20 protein-coding genes are annotated in these 22573 nt (G+C 41.4%); 8 read left to right on the top strand and 12 right to left on the bottom strand.

Annotated features, from left to right (window positions below; all coding sequences use genetic code 11):
• Nucleotides 1–13 precede the first annotated feature (13 nt).
• The 3 genes from EHQ62_RS14200 to EHQ62_RS14190 form a co-directional block, all read right to left on the bottom strand.
• The gene (locus tag EHQ62_RS14200; protein WP_135643911.1) at nt 14–1456 is read right to left on the bottom strand and encodes a glutamate synthase subunit beta; all 1443 of its coding nucleotides are present in this window, start codon (nt 1454–1456) and stop codon (nt 14–16) included.
• On the bottom strand, nt 1449–6026 hold the full coding sequence (gene gltB, locus EHQ62_RS14195; protein ID WP_135643908.1) for a glutamate synthase large subunit: 4578 nt from the start codon (nt 6024–6026) through the stop codon (nt 1449–1451). Before gltB ends, EHQ62_RS14200 begins: the two co-directional genes overlap by 8 nt.
• 187 nt (nt 6027–6213) lie before the next feature.
• The gene (locus tag EHQ62_RS14190) at nt 6214–7413 is read right to left on the bottom strand and encodes a hypothetical protein (protein ID WP_135643906.1); all 1200 of its coding nucleotides are present in this window, start codon (nt 7411–7413) and stop codon (nt 6214–6216) included.
• A gap of 89 nt (nt 7414–7502) precedes the next feature.
• Here EHQ62_RS14190 and EHQ62_RS14185 point away from each other — a divergent pair, with 89 nt between their 5' ends.
• On the top strand, nt 7503–8411 hold the full coding sequence (locus EHQ62_RS14185) for a TPM domain-containing protein (RefSeq protein ID WP_244241788.1): 909 nt from the start codon (nt 7503–7505) through the stop codon (nt 8409–8411).
• 21 nt (nt 8412–8432) lie between these two features.
• On the opposite strand, the gene EHQ62_RS14180 is transcribed toward EHQ62_RS14185, so the two are convergent.
• Genes EHQ62_RS14180 through EHQ62_RS14170 form a run of 3 tightly spaced genes read right to left on the bottom strand, consistent with a single transcriptional unit; the run spans nt 8433 to nt 10357 of the window.
• Nucleotides 8433–8969 carry a shikimate kinase gene (locus tag EHQ62_RS14180; RefSeq protein WP_135643902.1) on the bottom strand — a complete coding sequence of 179 codons (537 nt, stop codon included), beginning with the start codon at nt 8967–8969 and terminating at the stop codon, nt 8433–8435.
• Between the two features lie 24 nt (nt 8970–8993).
• Entirely contained in the window at nt 8994–9848 is an 855-nt protein-coding gene (locus EHQ62_RS14175) for an HDOD domain-containing protein (RefSeq protein WP_135643901.1), read from the bottom strand.
• A 5-nt stretch (nt 9849–9853) separates the two neighbouring features.
• Nucleotides 9854–10357 (bottom strand): chemotaxis protein CheD, encoded by a 504-nt coding sequence (locus EHQ62_RS14170; protein WP_135643900.1) that lies wholly within the window; start codon nt 10355–10357, stop codon nt 9854–9856.
• Between the two features lie 60 nt (nt 10358–10417).
• Between EHQ62_RS14170 and EHQ62_RS14165 the strand changes: the two genes are divergently transcribed.
• A complete protein-coding gene (locus tag EHQ62_RS14165) occupies nt 10418–11641 on the top strand; it encodes a TraB/GumN family protein (RefSeq protein ID WP_135643898.1) in 1224 nt (407 codons plus the stop codon).
• 26 nt (nt 11642–11667) lie between these two features.
• On the opposite strand, the gene EHQ62_RS18645 is transcribed toward EHQ62_RS14165, so the two are convergent.
• Nucleotides 11668–11940, bottom strand: coding sequence for a hypothetical protein (locus EHQ62_RS18645; protein ID WP_208720703.1), 273 nt, complete (start codon nt 11938–11940; stop codon nt 11668–11670).
• Nucleotides 11941–12136: 196 nt separating this feature from the next.
• Between EHQ62_RS18645 and EHQ62_RS14155 the strand changes: the two genes are divergently transcribed.
• Nucleotides 12137–12580, top strand: coding sequence for a four-helix bundle copper-binding protein (locus EHQ62_RS14155; protein WP_135643893.1), 444 nt, complete (start codon nt 12137–12139; stop codon nt 12578–12580).
• A 58-nt stretch (nt 12581–12638) separates the two neighbouring features.
• Here the strand turns inward: EHQ62_RS14155 and EHQ62_RS14150 are convergent, their stop codons facing one another.
• Nucleotides 12639–13535: an esterase/lipase family protein gene (locus EHQ62_RS14150; RefSeq protein WP_135643891.1), complete on the bottom strand. Its 897-nt coding sequence runs from the start codon at nt 13533–13535 to the stop codon at nt 12639–12641.
• Between the two features lie 112 nt (nt 13536–13647).
• On the opposite strand from EHQ62_RS14150, the gene EHQ62_RS14145 reads away from it, so the two are divergent.
• Genes EHQ62_RS14145 through EHQ62_RS18825 form a run of 3 tightly spaced genes read left to right on the top strand, consistent with a single transcriptional unit; the run spans nt 13648 to nt 15681 of the window.
• Nucleotides 13648–14013, top strand: coding sequence for a hypothetical protein (locus EHQ62_RS14145; protein WP_135643889.1), 366 nt, complete (start codon nt 13648–13650; stop codon nt 14011–14013).
• A gap of 1 nt (nt 14014) precedes the next feature.
• Entirely contained in the window at nt 14015–15427 is a 1413-nt protein-coding gene (locus EHQ62_RS14140) for a UTP--glucose-1-phosphate uridylyltransferase (protein ID WP_135643887.1), read from the top strand.
• Nucleotides 15424–15681 carry an LA_0364 family Cys-rich lipoprotein gene (locus EHQ62_RS18825; RefSeq protein ID WP_135643885.1) on the top strand — a complete coding sequence of 86 codons (258 nt, stop codon included), beginning with the start codon at nt 15424–15426 and terminating at the stop codon, nt 15679–15681. Before EHQ62_RS14140 ends, EHQ62_RS18825 begins: the two co-directional genes overlap by 4 nt.
• On the opposite strand, the gene EHQ62_RS14130 is transcribed toward EHQ62_RS18825, so the two are convergent.
• Nucleotides 15671–16261: a TetR/AcrR family transcriptional regulator gene (locus tag EHQ62_RS14130; RefSeq protein ID WP_135643883.1), complete on the bottom strand. Its 591-nt coding sequence runs from the start codon at nt 16259–16261 to the stop codon at nt 15671–15673. The two genes, EHQ62_RS18825 and EHQ62_RS14130, sit on opposite strands and share 11 nt — an antisense overlap.
• A 121-nt stretch (nt 16262–16382) precedes the next feature.
• Here EHQ62_RS14130 and EHQ62_RS14125 point away from each other — a divergent pair, with 121 nt between their 5' ends.
• Complete coding sequence (locus EHQ62_RS14125) at nt 16383–16790, top strand: acyl-CoA thioesterase (protein ID WP_135643881.1); 408 nt, start codon at nt 16383–16385, stop codon at nt 16788–16790.
• Nucleotides 16791–16850: 60 nt separating this feature from the next.
• Here the strand turns inward: EHQ62_RS14125 and EHQ62_RS14120 are convergent, their stop codons facing one another.
• The 3 genes from EHQ62_RS14120 to EHQ62_RS14110 are packed head-to-tail and all read right to left on the bottom strand — an operon-like array spanning nt 16851 to nt 20576.
• On the bottom strand, nt 16851–19262 hold the full coding sequence (locus tag EHQ62_RS14120) for a fibronectin type III domain-containing protein (protein ID WP_135643879.1): 2412 nt from the start codon (nt 19260–19262) through the stop codon (nt 16851–16853).
• A 1-nt stretch (nt 19263) separates the two neighbouring features.
• On the bottom strand, nt 19264–19905 hold the full coding sequence (locus tag EHQ62_RS14115) for an energy transducer TonB (protein ID WP_135643877.1): 642 nt from the start codon (nt 19903–19905) through the stop codon (nt 19264–19266).
• 11 nt (nt 19906–19916) lie between these two features.
• A complete protein-coding gene (locus tag EHQ62_RS14110) occupies nt 19917–20576 on the bottom strand; it encodes a MotA/TolQ/ExbB proton channel family protein (protein ID WP_135643875.1) in 660 nt (219 codons plus the stop codon).
• 123 nt (nt 20577–20699) lie between these two features.
• Between EHQ62_RS14110 and EHQ62_RS14105 the strand changes: the two genes are divergently transcribed.
• Nucleotides 20700–22562 (top strand): hypothetical protein, encoded by a 1863-nt coding sequence (locus EHQ62_RS14105; RefSeq protein ID WP_244241787.1) that lies wholly within the window; start codon nt 20700–20702, stop codon nt 22560–22562.
• The last annotated feature ends 11 nt before the right edge of the window (nt 22563–22573 follow it).

Genomic DNA, 22573 nt, shown 5'->3' with positions numbered 1-22573 from the left:
ATCTCGTGAGGTTTTAAGCTTCTACGTCAGACGTCAAAAATTGGTGCACTTGGTCCGCACACTTTCTTCCTTCTGATATCGCCCAAACAATCAGGGATTGCCCTCGTCTTACATCCCCACATGCATACACCTTTGGAACGGAGGTCGCAAAAGAGCCAGCTTTTGTGCCGAATTCTGCTTTGACATTTCCCCTTCCATCGAGTTCCAAACCTTCTTTTTGTAGGTCAGCAAGTAATCCTTCTTTCACTGGATTCACAAATCCCATTGCCAAAAAGACAAGGTCTGCAGGCCATTCAAACTCAGTGCCAGGCACAGGAATGAATTTTCCGTTTTCCTCTTTGACTTCCGATCCATAAATGGCAGTGACTTCGCCTTTTTCATTGGCTTTAAATCCCATCGTAGAGACTGCCCATTTACGGCTCACACCTTCTTCATGGGAAGTGGAAGTGCGTAACATTTTTGGATACAAAGGCCAAGGAGTGGACTTGTCTCTTTCCTTTGGTGGTTCCGGGAAAAGTTCAATTTGGGTGACTGATTTTGCGCCGTGTCTGTTGGAAGTTCCTACACAGTCAGAACCAGTGTCACCACCTCCAATCACGATCACATGTTTGTCTTTTGCGTTAATGATATCGATGGCATCACCTGCAACATGTTTGTTGTTTTTGGTTAAAAACTCCATAGCAAAGTGAATGCCTTTGTGGTTACGTCCTTCGACCGGTAAGTCTCTAGGGACTTCGGACCCACAGGCGAGGACCACCGCATCAAAGTCAGCTAAAAGTTGTTTTGCGGTGATATCAACACCCACGTTCACATTGGTTTTAAACGTCACACCTTCCGCTTCCATCTGTTTCATGCGGCGGTCGATATGTCTTTTCTCCATTTTAAAATCAGGGATTCCGTAACGGAGTAGGCCACCGATCCGATCATTTTTTTCAAAGATGGTGACGGTATGACCTGCACGAGCTAACTGCTGTCCTGCGGCAAGACCCGCTGGTCCTGAACCAACAACCGCAACTTTTTTGCCTGATTTGGATGTGGGAGTTTGTGGGATGACCCAACCTTCTTCCCAAGCACGATCAATGATGGTGCGTTCAATGGACTTAATGGAAACAGGTGGTTCAATGATTCCAAGGGTACAAGCTGATTCACAAGGAGCAGGGCATAACCTACCTGTGAACTCAGGGAAGTTATTGGTTTTCGATAAATTTTCCCAAGCTTCCTTAAAACGACCTCGGTATACAAAGTCATTGAATTCAGGGATTAAGTTATCAACAGGGCAACCCGTGTCACCATGGCAAAACGGAATCCCGCAGTCCATACAACGAGCGCCTTGGTCTTTGGCAACAGCCTCAGAAAAAGGTTTTTCAAACTCTTTGTAGTTTTTGACCCTTTCCTTTGGTTCAATCTTTTGAAGGTATTCTTTCTTAAATTCTAAAAATCCTGTTGGTTTACCCACGAGCTGTTACCCCCTCTTTATTTTGTTTTCCCGATCCATTTTCAGAAGCCATTTTTTCTAAAGCTTTTTTGTAATCTCTCGGAATCACTTTGATCATTTGTTTTACGACTTCGTCCCAATTGTTTAGAACTTCTTCTGCACGTTTGGAGCCAGTGTACTTTTTATGGTCTTCTACCATCTTTTTGATTTCAGCAATTTCTGCCGCGTCGGTTAACGGATCTAAGTCGACCATCTCTTTGTTGATGAGTGCTTCTTTGTTTTTCTTTGGATCCCAAAGGTAAGCAATTCCACCAGACATACCTGCTGCAAAGTTACGGCCAATTTCACCAAGGATGATCACCCGTCCACCAGTCATGTATTCACAACCGTGGTCACCAGTTCCTTCCACGATGACATGGGCACCAGAGTTTCTCACACAGAATCGTTCCCCGGCCATCCCGTTGACATAGGCAAAACCACCGGTTGCTCCGATAAAACAAGTGTTACCAATGACGATATTTTCTTCTGCTTTGTAAGAAGCCGATTTTGGAGTTTGGAAGATGAGTTTACCACCACATAGTCCTTTCCCTACATAATCGTTTCCTTCTCCAATGAGGCGAAGTGTCATCCCTTTGGTCACAAATGCACCAAACGACTGTCCTGCGGTCCCTGTGAATTCGATATCAATTGTGTCTTCAGCAAGTCCTTCTACACCATATTTTTTGGTGACTTCGTGGCTTAGCATCGTTCCCACGGAACGGTTTAAGTTCACGATAGATGTTTGGATTTTGACAGGTTGTTTGTGGTCAATTGCCGCAAGCGATTTACGAATCAGTTCGTTATCAATCTGTTCATCCAAGTGGTGGTTTTGTTCTTTGGCTCGGTAGAGTCCTGTTGGGAAAACAGGGTTTGGTCTATGGAGCACTTTACTAAAATCAAGACCACGTGCCTTCCAATGGTGGTGAGGTCGTTTGAATTTGATTTTTTCCACTTGGCCTATCATTTCTTCAAAGGTTCTGAAACCAAGTTTTGCCATGATCTCACGCACTTCTTCAGCAACAAAGGTCATAAAGTTCACAACGTACTCAGGTTTTCCTGTGAACTTACTTCGTAAAAATTCATCTTGGGTGGCAACACCCACTGGGCATGTATTGAGATGGCATTTCCGCATCATGATACAACCCACTGCAACGAGTGCTGATGTGGAAAATCCAAACTCTTCTGCACCGAGAAGTGCTCCGACAACCACGTCTTTTCCTGTGAGGAGTTTTCCATCCACTGCAAGGTACACACGGTCACGTAGGCCGTTTGCAACAAGTGTTTGGTGGGTTTCCGAAAGTCCAAGTTCCCAAGGAGTTCCCGCATGGTGGATGGAAGAAATTGGACTTGCGCCCGTTCCCCCTTCGTGCCCTGCAATGAGGATGTGGTCGGCATGTGCTTTTGCTACACCGGCTGCCACTGTTCCCACACCCGACTCGGAAACCAGTTTTACGGAGATACGAGCCCTTGGATTTGAATTTTTTAAATCGAAGATAAGCTGTTTTAAATCTTCGATCGAATAAATATCATGGTGAGGAGGAGGGGAGATAAGTGTTACCCCTGGAGTGGAGTAACGTAACCATCCAATGTATTTGTCTACCTTGTGGCCTGGTAACTGTCCACCTTCTCCTGGTTTTGCGCCCTGTGCCATTTTGATTTGGATGTCATCGGCGTTAGTGAGGTATTCCATTGTCACCCCAAACCTTGCAGATGCCACCTGTTTGATCGCCGAACGCATGCTATCTCCATTCGGGAGGGTTTTGAAACGAACTGGGTCTTCGCCACCTTCCCCCGTATTCGATTTAGCACCAATGCGGTTCATGGCAATGGCAAGAGTTGTATGTGCTTCCCAAGAAATGGAACCGTGGCTCATCGCTCCCGTTTGGAAACGTTTGAGGATGGATTTTACCGATTCTACTTCTTCAATCGGAATGGCTTTGGAACCATCAAAATCCAATTGGAACAAACTTCGGAGTGTGATTGCTCTTTCGTTTTGGTTGTCGATAAGGGCAGAAAACTCTTTGAAGGCTTTGTAATCGTTTTCTTGTGTTGCCTTTTGTAATTTATGAACTGTGATCGGCGTGTAAAGATGGCTATCGCCATTTTTACGGTAATAATGCACTCCACCTGGTTCTAAGTTATTCGGGAAGAACGTTGGATCGTATGCCGCTTTGTGACGGCGAACGGTTTCTTCTTCCAACATCTCCAGAGAAAGCCCTTCAATGCGTGATTGTGTTCCTGCAAAGTATGTGTTGACTAACTCGGAATCAAGACCCACTGCTTCAAAAATTTGGGCACCACAGTACGATTGTAAGGTGGAAATCCCCATTTTGGAGAATACTTTGAAAAGTCCTTTCCCAATCGATTTGATGTATTTTTTCTTTGCTTCTTTGTAGTCTGGGACTTCAGGTAATAATCCTTGTAGGGATAAGTCAGCAATGGTTTCGAAAGCAAGGTATGGGTTAATCGCATTGGCACCATACCCGCATAACAGAGCGAAGTGGGCCACTTCTCTTGGTTCCCCAGATTCCAATACGATCCCTGCTTTTGTACGAAGGCCTTCTCGGATCAGGTAGTGGTGGAGCCCCGCTACGGCAAGTAGGGATGGGATCGCTGCTTTCGTTTCCCCCACACCATGGTCAGTTAGGATGATGAGGTTTACCCCTTGTTCCCGGATTGCCTTGGCAGCATCAGCACACACCCTGTCGAGTGAGTTACGCATATCATGTTTTTTGGATGGATCAAATAGGATGGCAAAGGTTTTGGCTTTGAAATGGCCTTCACTGATTTGTTTGATCTTTTCAAAATCTTCATTGGTGAGGATCGGGTGTTCCAATTCGAGCCTATGCGCATGTTCCGGTTCTTCGGAAAGAAGGTTCCCTTCTGGTCCAATGTAGGTTGTGAGCTCCATCACAAGTTCTTCTCGGATCGGATCAATCGGAGGGTTTGTCACCTGCGCGAAGTTTTGTTTGAAATAACGAAAGAGTGGTTGTGGTTTTTCGCTGAGGACAGCAAGGGATGAGTCCACACCCATTGATCCCACAGGTTCTTCCCCGGAAACTCCCATCGGTTTGATGAGAGTGAACACATCTTCATGTGTATAACCGAAAGCCCTTTGTCTTTCCAAAATGGTTTCGTGTTGCGGCTGTTTGACGTTCTCAGGATCAGGGAGTGATCCCAATCGGATCATATTGTCTTCTACCCATTTGCGGTATGGCTTTTGGGTTGAGATTTGTTTTTTGATTTCTTCGTCATCTAGGATTTGTCCTTTTTCCATATCGATGAGGAGCATCCTACCTGGACGTAGGCGGTCTTGGACAAGGACTTCTTCCGGTGGGAGATTGAGAACCCCAGCTTCGGACGACATGATGACTTCATCGTCTTTTGTGACAATGTAACGTGCAGGTCTTAGTCCATTGCGGTCAAGAGTGGCTCCGATGATCCTTCCATCCGTAAAGGCGATGGCAGCAGGTCCATCCCAAGGTTCCATAAAGGTTGCATGGTACTCGTAGAACGCACGTCTGTCGGCGTCCATGGATTTGTTTTTCGACCACGCTTCTGGGATCATCATCATCACCGCATGTGGCAATGACCTTCCTCCCATCACAAGTAACTCGAGTACTGTATCAAAGGTTGCGGTATCCGATTGGCCTTCCATTACAATAGGAAGCATTCTTTTTAACTCATCACCGTATAACGGAGATTGCATTACCATTTGGCGAGCGGCCATCCAGTTCATGTTCCCACGTAAAGTATTGATCTCACCATTGTGAGCAATTTGGCGGTATGGGTGGGCCAAGTCCCAAGTAGGGAAGGTGTTTGTGGAAAACCTTGTGTGAGTCAAACAGAACGCAGACGTAAGGTCAGGTGACTTAAGGTCTTCGTAGAATTTTTTCACTTGGTCCCCAAGTAACATCCCTTTGTATACGATGGTTCGGGAAGAAAAACTTGGTACATAGTATTGAGAACGATCCAGTTTGAGTTCGGCTCTGATCCTTCTGTCAATGAGTCGTCTGATAAGGAAAAGTTTTCTTTCAAAATCATCAGAGGTTTTGATTTTTTTGGATTTTTTCCCAATAAACACTTGTTTGAAGACTGGGATGGTTTTAGAAGCAACAACGCCCGCATATTCTTTGTTCACTGGCACATCACGGAAACCGAGGAATTCTTCCCCTTCATCAATGATGATTTTTTCGATTACGTTTTCGATGGCTGCTCTTACTTCAGCATTCTGTGGTAAAAATAAAAATCCAACAGCATAATCACCTTCCTTCGGAAGGGTGAAGGGTAGGTTTTTACGAAAAAACGCATCGGGGATATTGATCATGATCCCCGCACCGTCTCCCGTTTTTGGGTCAGCCCCTTCAGCACCTCGGTGCTCGAGGTTACACATCAGGCGGATCCCTTTGTCTACGATGTCACGGGAACGTTTGCCCTTATAATTTGCGATAAAACCAACACCACAGGAGTCTTTGTCCATGGCAGGATCATACATACCTTGGGCCTGTGGGCCGAGTGGCGGAAGGATGGGTGGTTGGTTAGATTTTGACATACGTACCCTACACTAAAGCAATTACTGTACCTTGTTTTCGGAAATGGGTGTACTGTCCAATTATTTTGTTTTCAGCAAAATGATTTATTTTTAGGCAAAATGAAAGTCAAAAGATTGCATACATTTGGTACAAAATGCCTATTTAATATGATTTATGGATATGATATAGGCACTTCTGGATTCAGTCTCAAAACTGGGGCAGTACAAGAAAGAAGCGAACTGCAACTTCCATAGGAAGATCGCTTAAATCCCAACGCTCCCAAGCAGAGGCTTCGTAGGCTTGTTTTGTCAATCGGTAGGCATCAGCTAAGCCCTCCGAAGGGTTTTCCAATGAATCCACCAAGGCTTTTGTTTTTTCATAGGCAAGTTTGGTTTGGAAGTGGAGGGACTTTTCTGGTAATTCCAAAAAAGCGATTTTTTCTGAGTTTGGCATCCATTCCCCTTCCAGTTTTTTTTCCCCCTCGTACGTGGAGTAAAACCTGAATCCATTTCCAAACGATTCTATTCTATACTCTGTTTTTGACTTGGGCAAAATCCAGAAATAATACTGAGAAGCAAATGAAAGATACCCTAAGATGAAGATAAGAGCCCCCCAAACCATGTTCTTTTTCGTACCTTCTCTCAAGTTGAAAACAAACACCATCACTCCGAGATGTCCGATTGCCAGGAGAGAAAATGCAAAATACCAATTTGCATTCAGGATTTTATGGTTCCAGATGATGGGGAAACGAAGCGCATTGATTCCGTTAGGTGAACTGGCCGTGGTATTTGTTGGATTTGATTTGAGGGCATCAATCTGTTTCGTTTCATTCGATACCTCTGGTTTGACGAGAAGGCCCTGAAATGGTTTTCCGGTTTCCGTTTCAACAGGGAGAGGTAGGAGGCGAAACCATCTTTTCAATTCTCTAGAGAGAGCTCCGTAGCGACTGAATTCATCTTGGGAATCTTTATACTGTTTCACTGAAACCTTGGCAACAGGGAGTAACAAACCTGAGTTGTGGTGCAGATAAATGGTATCTGTATACCTTGTTCCATCCTTTTTGGATTCGCTTTCTGATTTGATTTGGTAAGATAGAATCCCTGCCAACGGCAAATGTATATCTGGTTCTATCGAATCTCCAAAAGAAAGATCTTGTTTGGATGGTTCGATTTTCAGTTGGTAAACAAATTCCTCTTTTTCTTCGTAAGATTGGTAACAGAGATAACTAAAGGGAAGGAAGCTAACCAAGGTAAATAGAAACCCAAGTTTGCCTACTGGTGTTCGTTTCCAAATCCAAATTCCTGAGAATGCAAAAACCATCCAAATTACAATTCCAGAAAGGAATAGGTGTTTGCTAAAGGTAGTGGCTTTCACCAAAACTGCATCCGATAAAAAAGTAGTTTCCACAGCGTAAAAAAAATCTTTGATTTTTTATTTTTGTCAACTACCCTATGGCGATGAAATTTATATTTTCTAAACTCTGTTTCGGGATCTATTTGCTTACATTTTTGCAAACCTTCCTCTTTGGATTGGACGCAAAAGAGATTCCCAGTTTGGAAAGACGAGTGACTTGGGAAGAAGGCACGATCACAAAATCAGAAGCAGAGGTTTGGGAAACCATTTTAAAAGAACACGAAGATAAAACTTCAAACCAAATCGCGATTCTCATCGTACGTTCGTTAGAAGGTGAAATTTTAGAAGAATACAGCTTAAAAGTGGCGGAAGAGTGGAAACTGGGACAAAAAAAGCTAGATAATGGTGTACTCATTTTACTTGCGATAGAAGACAAAAAGGTACGTATCGAAGTTGGGTATGGTTTGGAAGGAATCCTCACAGATGCGTATTGCAATCGTGTGATCCAACAACTGATGGTCCCTCGTTTTAAATCAGGTGAATATGGAGAAGGGGTCAGTGCTGGACTGGAAGAACTCCTTTCTACGTTGGATTCAGGCATCACACCAAAGGAGCCCAGTCTTTGGGAAGAGTTTCAATCCTTTCGTGGGATTGGTGCCAAAGATGGTTGGCATTTGTATGTTATAGGTATTATCTTTGTCGGCATCATTTTTCTTTTTGCAACCATCTTAGCCTTCCACAAAGAAGATAATAACATTTGGGTATTTTTCTTTTTACTTATTTTTTTCCAATGGGTTCCTTCTATTTTTTATGGGTATTATGGTTGGATTTTCTGTAATTCCATCTATATTGTTGGATTTACATTTGTCCGCCTAACAAGGAGTCGTATTTTTTGGATAAAAAAAATCTCAGATAAAATTTCAGATTCTGTGATTTATACTTCAGGTAGTTCTTCTGGTGGAGGATGGAGTTCCGGAGGAAGTTCGTCAAGCGGAGGATTTAGTGGGGGAGGGGGAAGTTTTGGAGGTGGTGGTGCAAGTGGGAGTTGGTAAATCGTAAGTAATTCTCTTAAATCATTTAGATTTAATACCGAGCCAGTCTAATATCCGTTCGGCGGCCTCTTCTTTGGAAAGTTTGGATAAATTCAACTTAAAATGAGCGGCCTCTTGGTAGATGGGGAGTCTTTTTTCTAATATGGCACGATAGGATGTGATTTTGGAAAGGTCGGGTCTTGTTTTATCTCCCTTTACTTTCTCCACGAGTTCATCAATGCCTCGTTCCAAATACACAATCCTTCCGATCTTTCGGAGTAAATCCAATTTCCTTGTGCTTAAAACTTCGATTCCCGAATCATCCAAATCAAATAAAATCCCACCTCCACAGTCTAAAATGATCCCATTTGCATTTTCCAATTTCTGAAGGATAGAATATTCTAATTCTCTAAAAGCCTTCCAACCTTTTTTGTCTACAAACTCTGGGATTGGCAATCCACCCGATTCGTAAACGGCAATCGAATCTGTGGAAACCACCGGGATTTCTGTTTGTTTGGATAGAGAACGAGAAACTTTTGATTTTCCCGCACCCCTTGCTCCAATTAAAATGATGTTCATTTGGAAACTAACTTAAGATTTGGATTACACATTTAACAAATCGGCAAGGCCTGCTTGTAAGTCAGGGATATGAACAAAATAGGTTTCGATATCAGCATCTGTAACGCCTGTTTGGCTCAGAGCAAACGGTGAAATGGGAACAGATTCCCCACCAATATCAATTCCAATCCCAGAAACTACAATGAGAATGCTTGCGATATGTACTACGGATGTGAGAAGTGGGTTCACTTTGGATGTTTCAGGTGTGAGGTAGTTTGCCACAACATCTGTTAGTTCTTCTGGGAAATTCCATCGTTTGAGAAGGTTTTCCGAAACTTCCATATGGGTGTATCCAAAGTATTTTTTTTCTAAGGTAGGGAATGGTTCCTTGTTGTCTTTTAAATCAGTTTTGATTTGCATCATCACGGGGCTAAAAAACTGAGCGAGGACAATTTTACCCACACTGCAGAGAAGGCCGGAAGTGAAAGCGAGGTCTTTATCAATCTTTAATTTTTTATGTTGAACGATTTTACTCGAGAGTTCTGCAACAAGTAATGAGGCAGTCCAAAGTTGTGCCGCTTCCAGTTGGTAACTATTTAAGTCTTGGGCTAAAATTCCTTTTGCTGCAGTTAACAATACAATTTCTTTTACTGTTTTGATCCCAAGGGTCATCAGCGCTTCTTGTACCGTACGAATGGGTTTGGAAGCCCGGTAGTAAGCAGAATTGGATAGTTTGATCACATTGGCAGTGATCGCAGGGTCTTTTGAAATTTCCTGGGCCAAGTCGGCAATATTGACATCAGGTTTTTGTAATTTTTCTAATACTTGGGAAACAACCGATGAGATGGCCGGTAGTTTGTTTACGTCTTGTAATACTTCATCAACTTTTGATTTTAGCATATCGCCTAACGCACCTTATAAAGGTATTTTTCCATACCAGCTTTTTTTAACAATACTCTTCCATCATCACAATAGAGGCTGATTGTCCTACCTTCATTCCCCGCTATGTCTTCGACGATGATCGGGATTTTTTTTTCTTCCATGTATTTTTTGACAATGGCTATGTTTTGTTCCCCGATGTTTTGTAAAAATTGGGAATTGATCCCTTTGAACATGGAGGCACCACCAAAAATTCGACAAGAATACTGACCAATACTAGACCCTTCTTTTTTCATCATGTCGATGAGGATGGGAAGAGCGGACTCACCATACTTATGAGGGAACTTCCCCTTATCTTTTCCCGTTGGGTCTTTTGCGAGCATGATATGAGAAATTGCACCGATTTTTTGCTCCGGATCGTATAAGACGATTCCGATGCAGGAACCGAGTGTCGTGCGGAGTACATCCGTATCCTTTCCGACCTTAATGTCAGCAATTCCTACATTGATGATTTTGGATTTTATAGACATTCTACTTGTTTCTAGAGAGTGGAACCGTTATTTAGGTATAATAGATAGTCACTTCTCCTTATGCGTTCAATCAAAAAAACTGCTCAACCAAGAAAATCTACCAAAAAAGGTTTCAAAACCAAAGAACCTTACCTGTTTAAAACCATTGACAAAACGGAAGTCCATATTTTAGGAACTGCCCATATTTCCAAACAAAGTGTGGAAGAAGTTGAAAAAATGATCCAGACCATCAAACCTGATGTCATTTGCGTTGAGTTATGTGAATCACGAATAAAGTCAGTGGAAGACCCTGACTATCTTAAAAAATTAGATATCTTTAAAGTATTCAAAGAACGAAAGATGTGGTTACTCTTATCAAGTCTCATCCTTTCTTCTTTCCAAAAGAAAATGGGAAACCACGACATCAAACCAGGAGACGAAATGCGTAAGGCAATCTCACTTGGTAGGTCTCTTCGTAAACCTGTGGTGGCAGTGGACCGAGAAATCCAAACCACACTCAAACGTTCTTGGGGCAATGTGGGATTTTTTTCTAAGATCTATCTTTTCAGTGCTCTCCTTGCCTCCCTTCTAGTAAAGGAAGATGTCTCGGATGAAAAAATTGAAGAAATGAAATCTGATGACATCTTAAAGGATCTTTTTACCCAAATTCCAAAAAAATACGAATCCGTAAAAAATGTGATCATCGATGAAAGGGATGTTTACTTAGCAGAAAAAATCCGTTTGGCCACCTTGGATAAAAAAGTGAAAAAGGTTGTGGCAGTAGTAGGGGCCGGCCATCTAGCAGGGATCAGTCGAAATATAGAGTTGCAAAATGATTTGGCTCCGTTAGACGAAGTCCCCCAAAAAAAGATTTGGGATCATCTCAGTTTGGCAATTTATCCAATTTTTTTTGCAGGACTCATTGGATACACAACCTATTCACTAGGGGGAGAGGCTGGGATGGATTTAGTATCCAAACTGATCTATATCAAAGGTGGACTTGCGGCTCTCGGTGCACTGATTGCTTGGGCCCATCCCATATCGATTTTACTTGCCTTTATCACAGCTCCCATTGGAACTTTTTTGCCAATCTTCAAAGCAGGTTGGGTGAGTGCCCTTTCCGAATCCTATTTAAGAAAACCTTTAGTCGAAGATTTTGAACGGATCGCAGAAGACTCTGAATCCTTGTCCGGACTTTGGAAAAACCGAGTCATCCATATCTTCCTCGTATTTTTCCTTCCCCAATTTGGATCCACAATCGGAACCTTTCTTGTCGCGGGAAAAGGATTGAAGGATTTATTTTAAGCTGATAAAATGTGCTAGGATTTCGTCTAAGGGATAGGAACCAGTATGAAACGGAAGGCAAGTTTTGGATTCATTCTACTCTTTCTTTTGTATTTAGGGTGTAAATCCTCTCTATTTGGGGTATGCCTTTCGCCCGATGCCTTTGTGAAAGTAACAAAGGTTCCTCCCTGCCACCAAACACAATCCGAAGGTACTTCCAACAAGGAAACTTGTGATTGCCCCATAGTTTTCGATTCACTCCAATCTCCTACGGATCTCGTGACGTCATTTAAGAAACCATCGATTTCCTTGGTTTCCATCTACCCTTCCTCTCCATGGAAGGGTTTTGTTTCCTCAGTTCGAAAAATACAGATGGGTTTCGTTTACAGGGAAACCCGGCTCCCCACTCATTTGCCCACACGCACGATTCGACTTTTGATTTGAGATTGGCACACCGACTCAGTTAGGTGATCAAATATTTTTTACTCTCAATCCATTGATAAAAAGGAATCGATTATGAACCGCAAAGAATTATTACAAAAAGCAGGGATGGCAGTGGCTGTTTCTGGAATTTTATCCACACTTTCCGCAGAAGACCATGACCACTCGGGTTCAATGCCAACCGCAGCGAAATCAAAGTTTGCAAAAGCCATGATGGCAGCTGTCCATTGCCAATTGTCGGCTGAGGTATGCCTAAGCCATTGCCTCACCGAACTTGGGAAAGGTGAAAAATCAATGGCAGCTTGTGCAGCCTCAACACGGGAAGTGATTAGCCTTTGTGACTCGTTTGTGAAACTTGCGAGCCAAAACTCTTCCTTTACCAAGAAATTGGCAAATCTTTGTATCGAAGTTTGTGAGTCTTGCGCAAAAGAATGTGACAAACATGCAAACCATCATGCGGTTTGCAAAGAATGCCGAGATAGTTGTCTCGCTTGTGTTAAAGAATTAAAAAAAGTATAATTCGAAAGCCGAATTTCACTTTAAAAGGCTGTCCATCGTTTGGTGGGCAGCTTTTTTGTTATCGTTTCGTTTTCTTTTTGGCCTTGGGTTTCGGAGCTGGTTTTGGATTGGATTTCCCTTTAGGTTTTGCTACCACACTGCTCTTAGGTTTCGCCTTTGATTTTGGTTTAACCTCAATTTTTTTCTCTGCGGAATTCTTTTTTGCCAAACTCTCTTTGTTTTTTTTGTAAACAGAAGGTTCGTACTTTGAAAAATCTACTTCAATTTTTTTAGGAACTGCAAATTCATGATTTGCCTTTGGGTTCTGCGCAATATTGATACTATCTTTTGGGGTCCCTAAAAATTCGCGTAAGGTTCTTATGTTTTCATTTCGCCTAACAAGGTTATAGTTGCCAGGTATATCAAACCATAAATCTCTACCTTGCCCAAACTCAGTACTTTCTTGTGGTGGAAAACTAAAATCTTCTATCGCAGAAAGAGGTTGGAACAAAGGAAAAAATAAAGCATTTTTGTAATTCATTTTGACCCAATCTGATTCATAACCCCAATACGAATAACGAGTATTCGTAAATCGATCTGATCCATGGAAAGGAGTTCCTAATGTGATGAGCCGTTTTACCTTTCGTCTTGCTTCATCCGGCAAAATCAAAACCAAAAGCCCACCTGTATTATGAGCGATCAAAGTGACTTCGTTCGGTGCTGTTAAAATTTGTTTGGCAAGATACCCCACAGCCTCTTCCAAAGAAGTAGGGTTTCGTAAAGTAGACAGAATTCCCACTTTGAATCCCAAATTGTCTAAATTGGATTTTAATCGAAGGTAATAAGACCGGCCTGCTTTGAACCCAGGCACGATGAGAATATTTTTATCCTGATTCCGTTCCACTGTTAAATGACTAGGAAGATAAAAAGACAATAAGGCCCAAAAACGTTCCAGATATTCTATGAATCGAAACATGAATTAAATGTTTCAATCCGACACATTTCTTGTCTATGAAAATCAAACGCAAACTAAGAATTCCTGAATTGACCGATAACCGTACTCACATAGGATTGCCTTTTAGGTTCCTATGTTCCAGTTTGTATGTGTCATTTTATCTTTTTTGGTACTGCCGACCTTTCTATTCGCGAGTCCAGGTGGTTATGATGATGCAGCCAAGTTACTCCCACAGGTTTGGGAGACCAAGTACCCACTTCCCTATGGAAAACTCTTACGGAAAGACCCATTAGGCCAGGGAATCCGACAGATTTCGCGAAAAAAAGGGAAGTATTGGGTGTACAATTTTGAAGTCTTTATGCCAAAATACGAACGAAAAGAGACAGTCGCCGTGCCAAAATCTGACGGACGAAACATCCTTGTCTTCCTTTTCTGGAATCCGGGAATCACTGACGAACCCCACCGGATCGAACTTGGGGAACCACATGAAGGGAAATGATATGCAAAAAGAAAGTTCTGACCAACTCATCCGTGATACCATGCAAAAGGCCGGTCTCTCGCATGCCTTTATCGATGATTTTATCACCAAAGTGGATGCTGTCCGCCAAGGGGAAACTGGGATCGTTCGTTGGGAAGAAGTAGGTGATTTGGATCCGAAGACGGATGAAATTTCCTTGGAGGCAATCCATTCCTCATACCCGCTCGATCCCTCTCTCCTTTCCAAATTGGTTGTGATCAAATTGAACGGGGGACTTGGGACAAGTATGGGTCTAAACCAAGCAAAGTCCCTCATCCCCATCAAAGGTTCTTTTTCTTTTTTAGCGGTGATGGCAAAACAAATCGAATCCCTACGAAGCCGGTATGGGATTGAGGTTCCCCTTTTGTTTATGGATTCTTATAACACCCAAGAGGATTCACAAAAGGAGTTACAAAAAAACGGATTCAAACAGTCGTTACGTTCTAGTTTTTTACAACACAAAGTCCCTAGGTTGGATGCAAAAACCTTCGCCCCCTTAACGTCCAAACATGAAAAAGACAACTGGTGCCCACCAGGCCACGGTGATATTTATTTCACTATGATGGAAGAAGGGATCTTAGATGAACTTTTAAACAAAGGTTTTGAAATTGCCTTCCTTTCGAACGGAGATAATTTAGGAGCAACAGTTGATCCTCATATCGTTTCTTTTTTACTCAAAGAAAACATCCATTTTGCGATGGAGATGACTCCCAAAACACTCGCCGATAAAAAAGGAGGAGCCATCTATCGAAAGATCGTTGGTGGGAAAATGGTGCAGTACGAACTTTTGGAAACCGCACAAGTTCCAAAAGAACACGAACATGAATTCAGTGGTCTGGGCAAGTTCAGAACATTTTCCACAAATAATTTATGGATCAACTTACGTGCGTTAAAAGAAAGATTCCAACAGGGAAACTTTTCTTTGTCACTCATCGTGAATCCTAAACAGGTAGATGGAAAGGATGTGATCCAGTTAGAAACAGCAATGGGAAGTGCCGTTGGGAATTTTTCCAAATTTAAGGGAATCATCATTCCAAGAGACCGTTTTGCACCTGTGAAAAAAACGGAAGATTATTTGATCCGTCGTTCAGATGCCTATGTTTTAAATGATGACTACTCATTGACCATGGCAAAGGAAAGGAAAGAAAAAGGCCTTGGGGAAGTATTAGTCCTTTTGGATGAAAAACATTATAAAAAAATCCAACAATTTGATGCATTGTTTCTCGTTTTACCATCCTTAATCGACTGTGAAGAACTAGTGGTAGAAGGGGAGATTTTGTTTGATGTTCCCATTACCTTAAAAGGAAAAGTCAAATTCCAAAACCAGTCGGGGAGTCTGAAGAAAATCTCATCCCTTTCCAAAACAGAGTTTGAAAACCAAACTATTGTTTTATGAGAAAATTTGGATTTTTTATTTTCATTGTTTCAATTTTCGAATGTGGATCCCCATTTTCCTTTCGTTCTGCCTGTTACGAAAGGAACAAATGTTCGACCATCGAAGGTGCATGTTTTTTACGTAACGATATTTTTTATCGAGTATCAACTGGGGTTAACGAATACAGTAACGCTGATTTGGCGGCACTTGCAAGCAGTTGCCTTGGATTAGAAAAAATTTGTCGAAAAAATTGTGAGAGTGGGACTATCTTTTAGTCTCTAATTTCAAACGTTCCTTCATTTGGTCAAACACCCTACTGATATAGTCTTCATTTAAGGAAATTCTCCAATTGATGAGTGCCCCTTCATAAAGAGTGATGAGATCCCTCGCTAACTCCATTTCATTAGAATGAGAACGAAGGTATCCTTTTTCTTTCCACTTAGAAATGGTCATCACAAAAAGGGATTCCCACCTTAGGACAATTCGTTTGAATTCTTCACTAAATGGCATCTCACCCACGGGGAACTGGCAGGAAAAAATCGCAATGGGACAACCTTGGTAGTAAGATTCATCTCCGTGGATTTGTTTTAAGATCGCATCAGTCATCTCACGGATAAAATCATTGGGAGTTTTAGACTTACGAAGGATATTCCGAAACCAGACCAAAACGTCCACACCATAGGCTCTGATCACTTGCACACCTAAACTCTGTTTGGAGGGGAAGTGGTCATAAAAACTTGCTTTGGCAGTTCCCGATTCTCTTATGATTTGGTTGATGCCCGTGTGGAAATACCCTTGTCGGTAGAACCGATTTTTGGCGATTTCTAGGATCCGAAGTTTGGGTGAGGGTTTCATGCCTTCCCATTGTAACAGAAACTTCGGGGAGGGGAAATCAAAAATAGACAGAATTGTCTGTTTTATTATTGGCAGACAGGACGGTCTGTCTAAATTTGGGAGGAGTGAGGGTAGAGTTCCTATGAAAATTGTCCATACGACGGAAATACCGGTACTTTGGAGCCATTTGGATGCCAACGGGCATGTGAATAATGGAGTTTACCAATCGTACTTTGATGAAGCGAGGATGCAGGCTTTGGAATCCATTGGTTTTTCGATTCGCGAGATGCGGGAAAACTTAGTGGGTCCTGTTGTCATGAAAGCAGAATTGAATTACCACAAAGCATTGAACCACCCGGAATCAGTTCGGATCGAAACTGGATTTCGCGATATGACACAAATCCGTGGGACAGTGGTGCAAACCATGTACCGCGTTTCAGACGGTGCACTTGTCTGTGAGGCTTTTTTCTCTGCTATCTTTTTTGATTTTGCAAAAAAACGACCATGGAAGATCCCAAAACACTATTTTGACAACCTAGCGGCCGTTTGATTTTCTAAAAAACATTTTTTATTCAATGGCCACGATTGGTAACAATCGTGGTGAAAAATATCATTCGCGTATGAAGGAAAGTTGGCTTTTTTCTGGGACCAAAACTTTGTCTTCAAATTCTCCCGATAAGGATTCGTAACTAGGAGAAAGTTTGATTTTCCATTTTCCTTTTTCTTCGATTAAATCGGAATCAACAATATTTTTCCCACGGAAGATTTCGTTTTCGTTCCATTTCATGATGATGTTTCCATCTATATCCTCTGCTTCAATGGACAAACGGATCGGTTTTACTTTATTCTTTCCATCCCAGTACATCGCAGTCCATGGACCAATAAACTTTTGTATGGCGGACTCACCAAAGGTTTTGATTTTTTTTACATCAGGAACAGTCTCTGATAATACAGCTGTCACAGGAGTGGAATATAAACTTTCTCCCACACCTTTTTGTATGGACTGAATTACAAAAAAATAAAATTGATTTTTAGCGAGGTTTTGCAGTTTGAAACTGGTTTCAGAAGTTTCCTTCACCAAACTCCATTCCTCTTCATTCTTTTTTCGTATCAAAATTTTATAAGATGTGACTTTCGGTATGGAATTCCAACTAAGAGAAAACTCACCGGACTTTGGATTTTCGGTTACGGTTAGCTCAGGTGCTTTGATTTGTAAGGATCTACCTGCCACAAGTGACGCATAACCGAGATCAGGTTCTGATGGAAGGCTGAATAATTCTCCTTCAAACTCAGAGGAAACCGCATAAAAGGTTTCTTTGCCTGAAGGATCCTGGTCTTTGTACTGCAACTCCGTTGTTTTTGCGATGCGTTTCCAAACTCCATCTTTTTTTCGGAAAATATGATAAGCCGTGGCACTCGGAGAACCTTCCCATTGTAAGACGGTGACACCTGGATACAAACCTTTTGATGCTGTAAAATGTTCTGGTCTTGGTTTTAAAACTTCAGATGGATCTAAGTGTGCCGAAACGTAATAACTGGCTTCTCCTTCCAATTGGTTTCGTTCCGGGATCACTTGGTAAATTTCGTTATCCCCATTCCGGCTTGCTTTTAAGTCGGTGTATCTGTTTTTTTCAGTTTTACCTAAAAAACGAAAGATACGTGCCATAGCATTCCATTTGTATACCGCGTACGTTGTAGGAATCGGTTGGTTGTCCCATTCTAAAACGATCCGATCATTCGTTGGGGCAACACTTGCTCGTAAGTTTGTGACAGGCAAAATTCCAGAAGGTTTTGGTTCATCTGACGCATAACCATCATTAGATTCAATGGATGGTTTTGAGATGTAATTTTCATCTAAACTTGCCACTCGGTAATGGTAAGCTGTATTTTTTTGAACACCAAAATCATCAAAACTTGGTCTTTTGGAAAGCCCAACAAGTTGGTATTTAGTATCAATTTTTCGTTTCCTGTACACTTCGTACCCAATGGCTCGTTTTTCACTTGACCATGAAATTCGAATGCGATCAGAAAAATCTCCACGAGAAGCATATACTTCCTTTGGTGGGAATAGGTTGTGTTCACCATATTCTAACGATTCTAAAATATTCAATAGTTTGGATTCGGTGAGAAGTTGGTTTTCTATCGCTCTTTCTGCAACATAAATTGATTTTGTATGTTTTGGAAAACTTTCATAGGAAATCCAAAGCATGCCTTGGTCACCCCATTGGGTTCCCCAAGTATTCCACACTTTAAAGGCTTTCTTTTTTTCATTGAAGCCTAGTATGACAAGAGACTGAGCACCTAACACCTCACCGATACCTTGGTTATAAATGGTATCTGGTTTTGGATCCAAAAAATTTTCGTAAACCAAATATCCAATTAAAACTGGTTTTTTTTCGGTTAAGGCGAGTTTGATGGAACTCAAATCATGGGGATCAATTTTGAAAATGCGACCAAGCCTAACTTTTCTACCTTGTTCAACGATATTGGCCTTTGGCCTTGTACGAAGGTTTGTATTCCCTTCATTCATTTGTTCCAAAGGCACCGAACCTCGGCTTGTGGCAAGGACCAAAGCATCGAGTAGGGAAACTGCTTGGTCTTTTCCACTATTCAATTGGTTATAAATGAAATTGGCAGAATAGAGAAGTTTTTGTCCATTGGCAGAGTTTGGGCCAATCGTTGAAAGATTTCGAATTCCTTTTTTCGCTGCTTCTATACAGGAAATTAGGCCATACCCAACCGTATAACCTACATTATCTTTTCCAACACCTTGGTCGATGGGTGTGGGGAAATCAGGACTGAGGTCGATACTGGAAGGTAAATCTGCATTTGTGAGTTCGGAAACATACGGTGGAATGCTTTGGTAAAGGGCAAAAGGATCGGGAGTTAAACCAGGTTTTTTAATAGATGATTTGGTTTCGGTTTTCCCTGTGATGGGTTTAGATTGAAAACTAACAACGATTAGGCCGATTATAAAAAATAGACTGCCGAGAGCAATTCTTTGTTTTGAATTTTGAAACATATTAATCCTCTTCTAAGTCGAAACTGATTGGCAAACGATGTGCCATTCTAGTTGGTTTCCCTTTGTCATAACCTGGTGAAAATCTTGCCCTTTGTATGATCCGAATGGCAGCTTCGTCAAATCCATAGCCCGCACGACCCGAAACAATTTTTACACCTTGCAAAACACCTTGTTCATCCACTTGCACCATCACAACCACTGTCTTTTGGGTGATATTGGCGGCTTTTGCTGCTTCCGGGAAGTATGATTTGAGATCAAAATCAATGATAGGAGTGGGTGGCCTATCTCCATTAAATGAAAACAGATACCCATCTTTGTCCGTTCCATTCCCAGAAAGTTGGTTTGGGTTTAAATCAGAATTATCTGGTTTGTCTTCCGCATCTTTGTTTGATCCTTCCACCCATTCTTGTTTTTCAACAGGGGCTGGACTTGAAGTTCCACCAATGAGTTCAGGTGGAATTTCTTCAAAGGAAACATCCACATCTTCCATGGAAGTTTCTTGGAAAGCAGCTTCGCTTGGTAAGGTGAGGATGAAATAAATTAAATAACAAAATACATGTAAACTTACTGAAACAAAAAGACTAGCTCGGAACAGTCCAAACCGTCTTAATTTGTATTGTAAGAACAATGTAAAAGATTTCATAAATTCAATGTTTAGTGGTGAATATTAGGTGTTGAACTTGCAGATTGGTTGTGTTTCCCACTCGTGATAAAACTTGCATGGATTTCTTTGGATAGGATTTCTAAATGTCCAATCACAAGTTTCATTTTGCGAGTGAAGTAGTTATTTGCCATAACCACAGGAATGGCAACGGCAAGACCAGCTGCGGTTGCAAGCAGTGCGGTTGAGATACTTCGCATCACCACTTCCGCACCAGAATTTCCAAGTGTTCCGAGTCCATAAAACGCTTTGATCACACCAAGAACCGTTCCAAGTAAACCAATGAAAGGGGTATTGTTCCCAAGTGTGTTTAAGATGGGAAGGCGTTCTTCCAAATTGAGACGTTCTTTTAAAATTTTTCCTTCCATCAGTTCCGACAAACCCTTATGGTTTTCCTTTTCCCGTTCCAATACAAAATGGATGAACCGAGTGTAGGAATTTTCCATAGGATGGGTTTCGAGTAATTTCTCTGTGCCCTTAAGATCACGGTGGCGGATGAGAAGTGTGAGAGAATCGAGAAGTGATTCCGATTCTTTGTTAAAATTACGTTTATAAACTATGAACCTTTCGATGAAAACAGCAATGGCGAGGACACTCGCGAGTAACATCACGAGGAAGATGATTTTTTCCCCAAGGTCTACGAATTCTTGCATTTTGGAACCTTCTAACGGACAGAATCCAATCCTATGTACTACAATCAAAGAGAAAATTTAAAGAAAAAGAACTTCGGTTGATCCCAATTCCACCCCAAAGAAAGAATGATTCCAAGGATTGGTATGAAGGCAAAAAACATTCTTCTGAACAGTTTTGGGGTTCTTTTCATTGGTTTCGGCGTATTTCTCGTCGTGTTCTATGCTACAAAATCTTGGGAGACTTTCCTGCAAATTTGTCCCAACAAAGACTTTTTGTCTTGGGATGAAAATATACGACTGAACCAAGTCCTTGACCAGTATGTGGATTTTCGGAATGGGAATTGGTTTTATGGGGTGATGCCTTTTTTAGAAAGTCCCACTTGGCCTCCACTTCGTTCTATCTTAACCTTTGTTACATTGTACTTACCAACGGATGCGTATGAAACCTACCGAGATAGTTTTCTTGGTATGTTCTTTTTGATTTTGGTTTACCCGGGATTGGTTTACACAACTTACCGAATGTCCAAATCGGTTTTCTGGTCGGGTGTATTCTCAAGTTTGATCTTTATCCTTACCATCCAAACCGTTGAAGTGCCAGCTTATTCCTTGTCCTCGATGTTGGAAACCCAATCGATGTTTTTCCTTTTATTGTCCGTTTATACGATTTATCGGTTGTATGACAGAGACAACAAAGAAAGTGAAATCGATGGCACAACCAAATGGCTCGTATTCGTTTCGTTATTTGGATTTTATTTCACAAAGTATCCATATGGCATTTTGTTTTTTATGGCTTGTTTTGCTTATGAGCTCGTACGATCTCCAGCTAAGTACAAAGATGTTTTATTGTATTTATTAAAACATTACGCAAAGAACATAAGATTAGTGTATTTGGTTTTTGTTGTCTTAATGGTTTTTTCTTTGCCAGTGTTACGAGTCGTTACAAAAATTAATTTAAACCAAAAAGGTTTCAAACAGTTTATGTTTGGAATCACCTTCGTATTGTTTGTTGATCTGTCGGTATACCTTTTCCGTAACCGTGATGCAGTGAAAAAAATATTCCCAAAAACAGCAGTTGTTTTATGGGCTTATGCGATTTTCCCGGCGTTTTTATGGTTATTTTTGAATCCTGATCGAGTGAATGCATTAATCGATGCCCAAATGATTGTGAATGCATATACCAGGAGTTTTTTCTTAACCCTTTGGACGGAGCCTGGGAAAGACCCATCTGTGCCTGGGATTTTTGATTTCATTTGGGGTTTTCGGACCTTGGTTCTATTTTCCACCTTGTCTTTGTTATACTTTTTTGTGCGCACCAAAGAAACTTTGTGGAACAAAATCAAAGACCCACTTGTGGCAGGAACATTCGTTTTGTTTTTAGAACTTTTGATATTGGAACTCACAACGGGGAACAAACAACCGCGCCATGTATTACAATTCATTCCTGCCATTGGGCTTGTGGGGTTTCTCTGGATTTTAAGGTTGTCCCAATTAGCAGATCATAAATTTCAAAAGTTCACCGCGATTTCTGTACTCATCCTTACAACAAGTTTTGTGTTTTATAATTCTTTTTATGAACAAGGGATTTTGTCTGGGAAATTTTATGAATCCAAAATGTTTTGTTACCGTGGGATGAATGCAAGCGATTTCCAACCTGCAAGGGAAATTGCCGAACATGTTTCTCCAGATAAAAAATACATCCTCATCAATGCCTTCCATTTCCAAGAGAAATATGATACAAAGGGCAGGGTTTTGGCATCAGATTTTGATCTTGCGATGAAACTTCGTACGTACAAAGAGGGAATGGTACGAAATGACAACAAATACCGATGGAAAGATTGGACAAACTTTGATTCTGTTCTTTTATTGAGTGATGTTTGCCCTGAACCTTTTGTGGAAGAAAAATTTGAAAATCGCACAAAAATGTTGAACAGTAAGTCAACATTGCTGTCTACTTACAGAGAGAGTTCTGGTATCGCTTGTTTACAAGAATACAAACTCATCAAATAGAGACAAAGATT

The organism is Leptospira jelokensis, from assembly GCF_004769635.1.
Lineage (GTDB): Bacteria > Spirochaetota > Leptospiria > Leptospirales > Leptospiraceae > Leptospira_A > Leptospira_A jelokensis.
The sequence above is the reverse complement of the archived record's forward strand: the minus strand, read 5'-3'. Positions and strand labels throughout refer to the sequence as shown.

Coding starts and splice junctions, on each gene's coding strand:
- gltB (WP_135643908.1), bottom strand. CDS start 6,026: ATGTCAAAATCTAACCAACCACCCATCCTTCCGCCACTCGGCCCACAG.
- EHQ62_RS14180 (WP_135643902.1), bottom strand. CDS start 8,969: ATGAACATCATTTTAATTGGAGCAAGGGGTGCGGGAAAATCAAAAGTT.
- EHQ62_RS14175 (WP_135643901.1), bottom strand. CDS start 9,848: ATGCTAAAATCAAAAGTTGATGAAGTATTACAAGACGTAAACAAACTA.
- EHQ62_RS14170 (WP_135643900.1), bottom strand. CDS start 10,357: ATGTCTATAAAATCCAAAATCATCAATGTAGGAATTGCTGACATTAAG.
- EHQ62_RS14165 (WP_135643898.1), top strand. CDS start 10,418: ATGCGTTCAATCAAAAAAACTGCTCAACCAAGAAAATCTACCAAAAAA.
- EHQ62_RS18645 (WP_208720703.1), bottom strand. CDS start 11,940: ATGGAAACCAAGGAAATCGATGGTTTCTTAAATGACGTCACGAGATCC.
- EHQ62_RS14155 (WP_135643893.1), top strand. CDS start 12,137: ATGAACCGCAAAGAATTATTACAAAAAGCAGGGATGGCAGTGGCTGTT.
- EHQ62_RS14150 (WP_135643891.1), bottom strand. CDS start 13,535: ATGTTTCGATTCATAGAATATCTGGAACGTTTTTGGGCCTTATTGTCT.
- EHQ62_RS14145 (WP_135643889.1), top strand. CDS start 13,648: ATGTTCCAGTTTGTATGTGTCATTTTATCTTTTTTGGTACTGCCGACC.
- EHQ62_RS14140 (WP_135643887.1), top strand. CDS start 14,015: ATGCAAAAAGAAAGTTCTGACCAACTCATCCGTGATACCATGCAAAAG.
- EHQ62_RS18825 (WP_135643885.1), top strand. CDS start 15,424: ATGAGAAAATTTGGATTTTTTATTTTCATTGTTTCAATTTTCGAATGT.
- EHQ62_RS14130 (WP_135643883.1), bottom strand. CDS start 16,261: ATGAAACCCTCACCCAAACTTCGGATCCTAGAAATCGCCAAAAATCGG.
- EHQ62_RS14125 (WP_135643881.1), top strand. CDS start 16,383: ATGAAAATTGTCCATACGACGGAAATACCGGTACTTTGGAGCCATTTG.
- EHQ62_RS14120 (WP_135643879.1), bottom strand. CDS start 19,262: ATGTTTCAAAATTCAAAACAAAGAATTGCTCTCGGCAGTCTATTTTTT.
- EHQ62_RS14115 (WP_135643877.1), bottom strand. CDS start 19,905: ATGAAATCTTTTACATTGTTCTTACAATACAAATTAAGACGGTTTGGA.
- EHQ62_RS14110 (WP_135643875.1), bottom strand. CDS start 20,576: ATGCAAGAATTCGTAGACCTTGGGGAAAAAATCATCTTCCTCGTGATG.
- EHQ62_RS14105 (WP_244241787.1), top strand. CDS start 20,700: ATGAAGGCAAAAAACATTCTTCTGAACAGTTTTGGGGTTCTTTTCATT.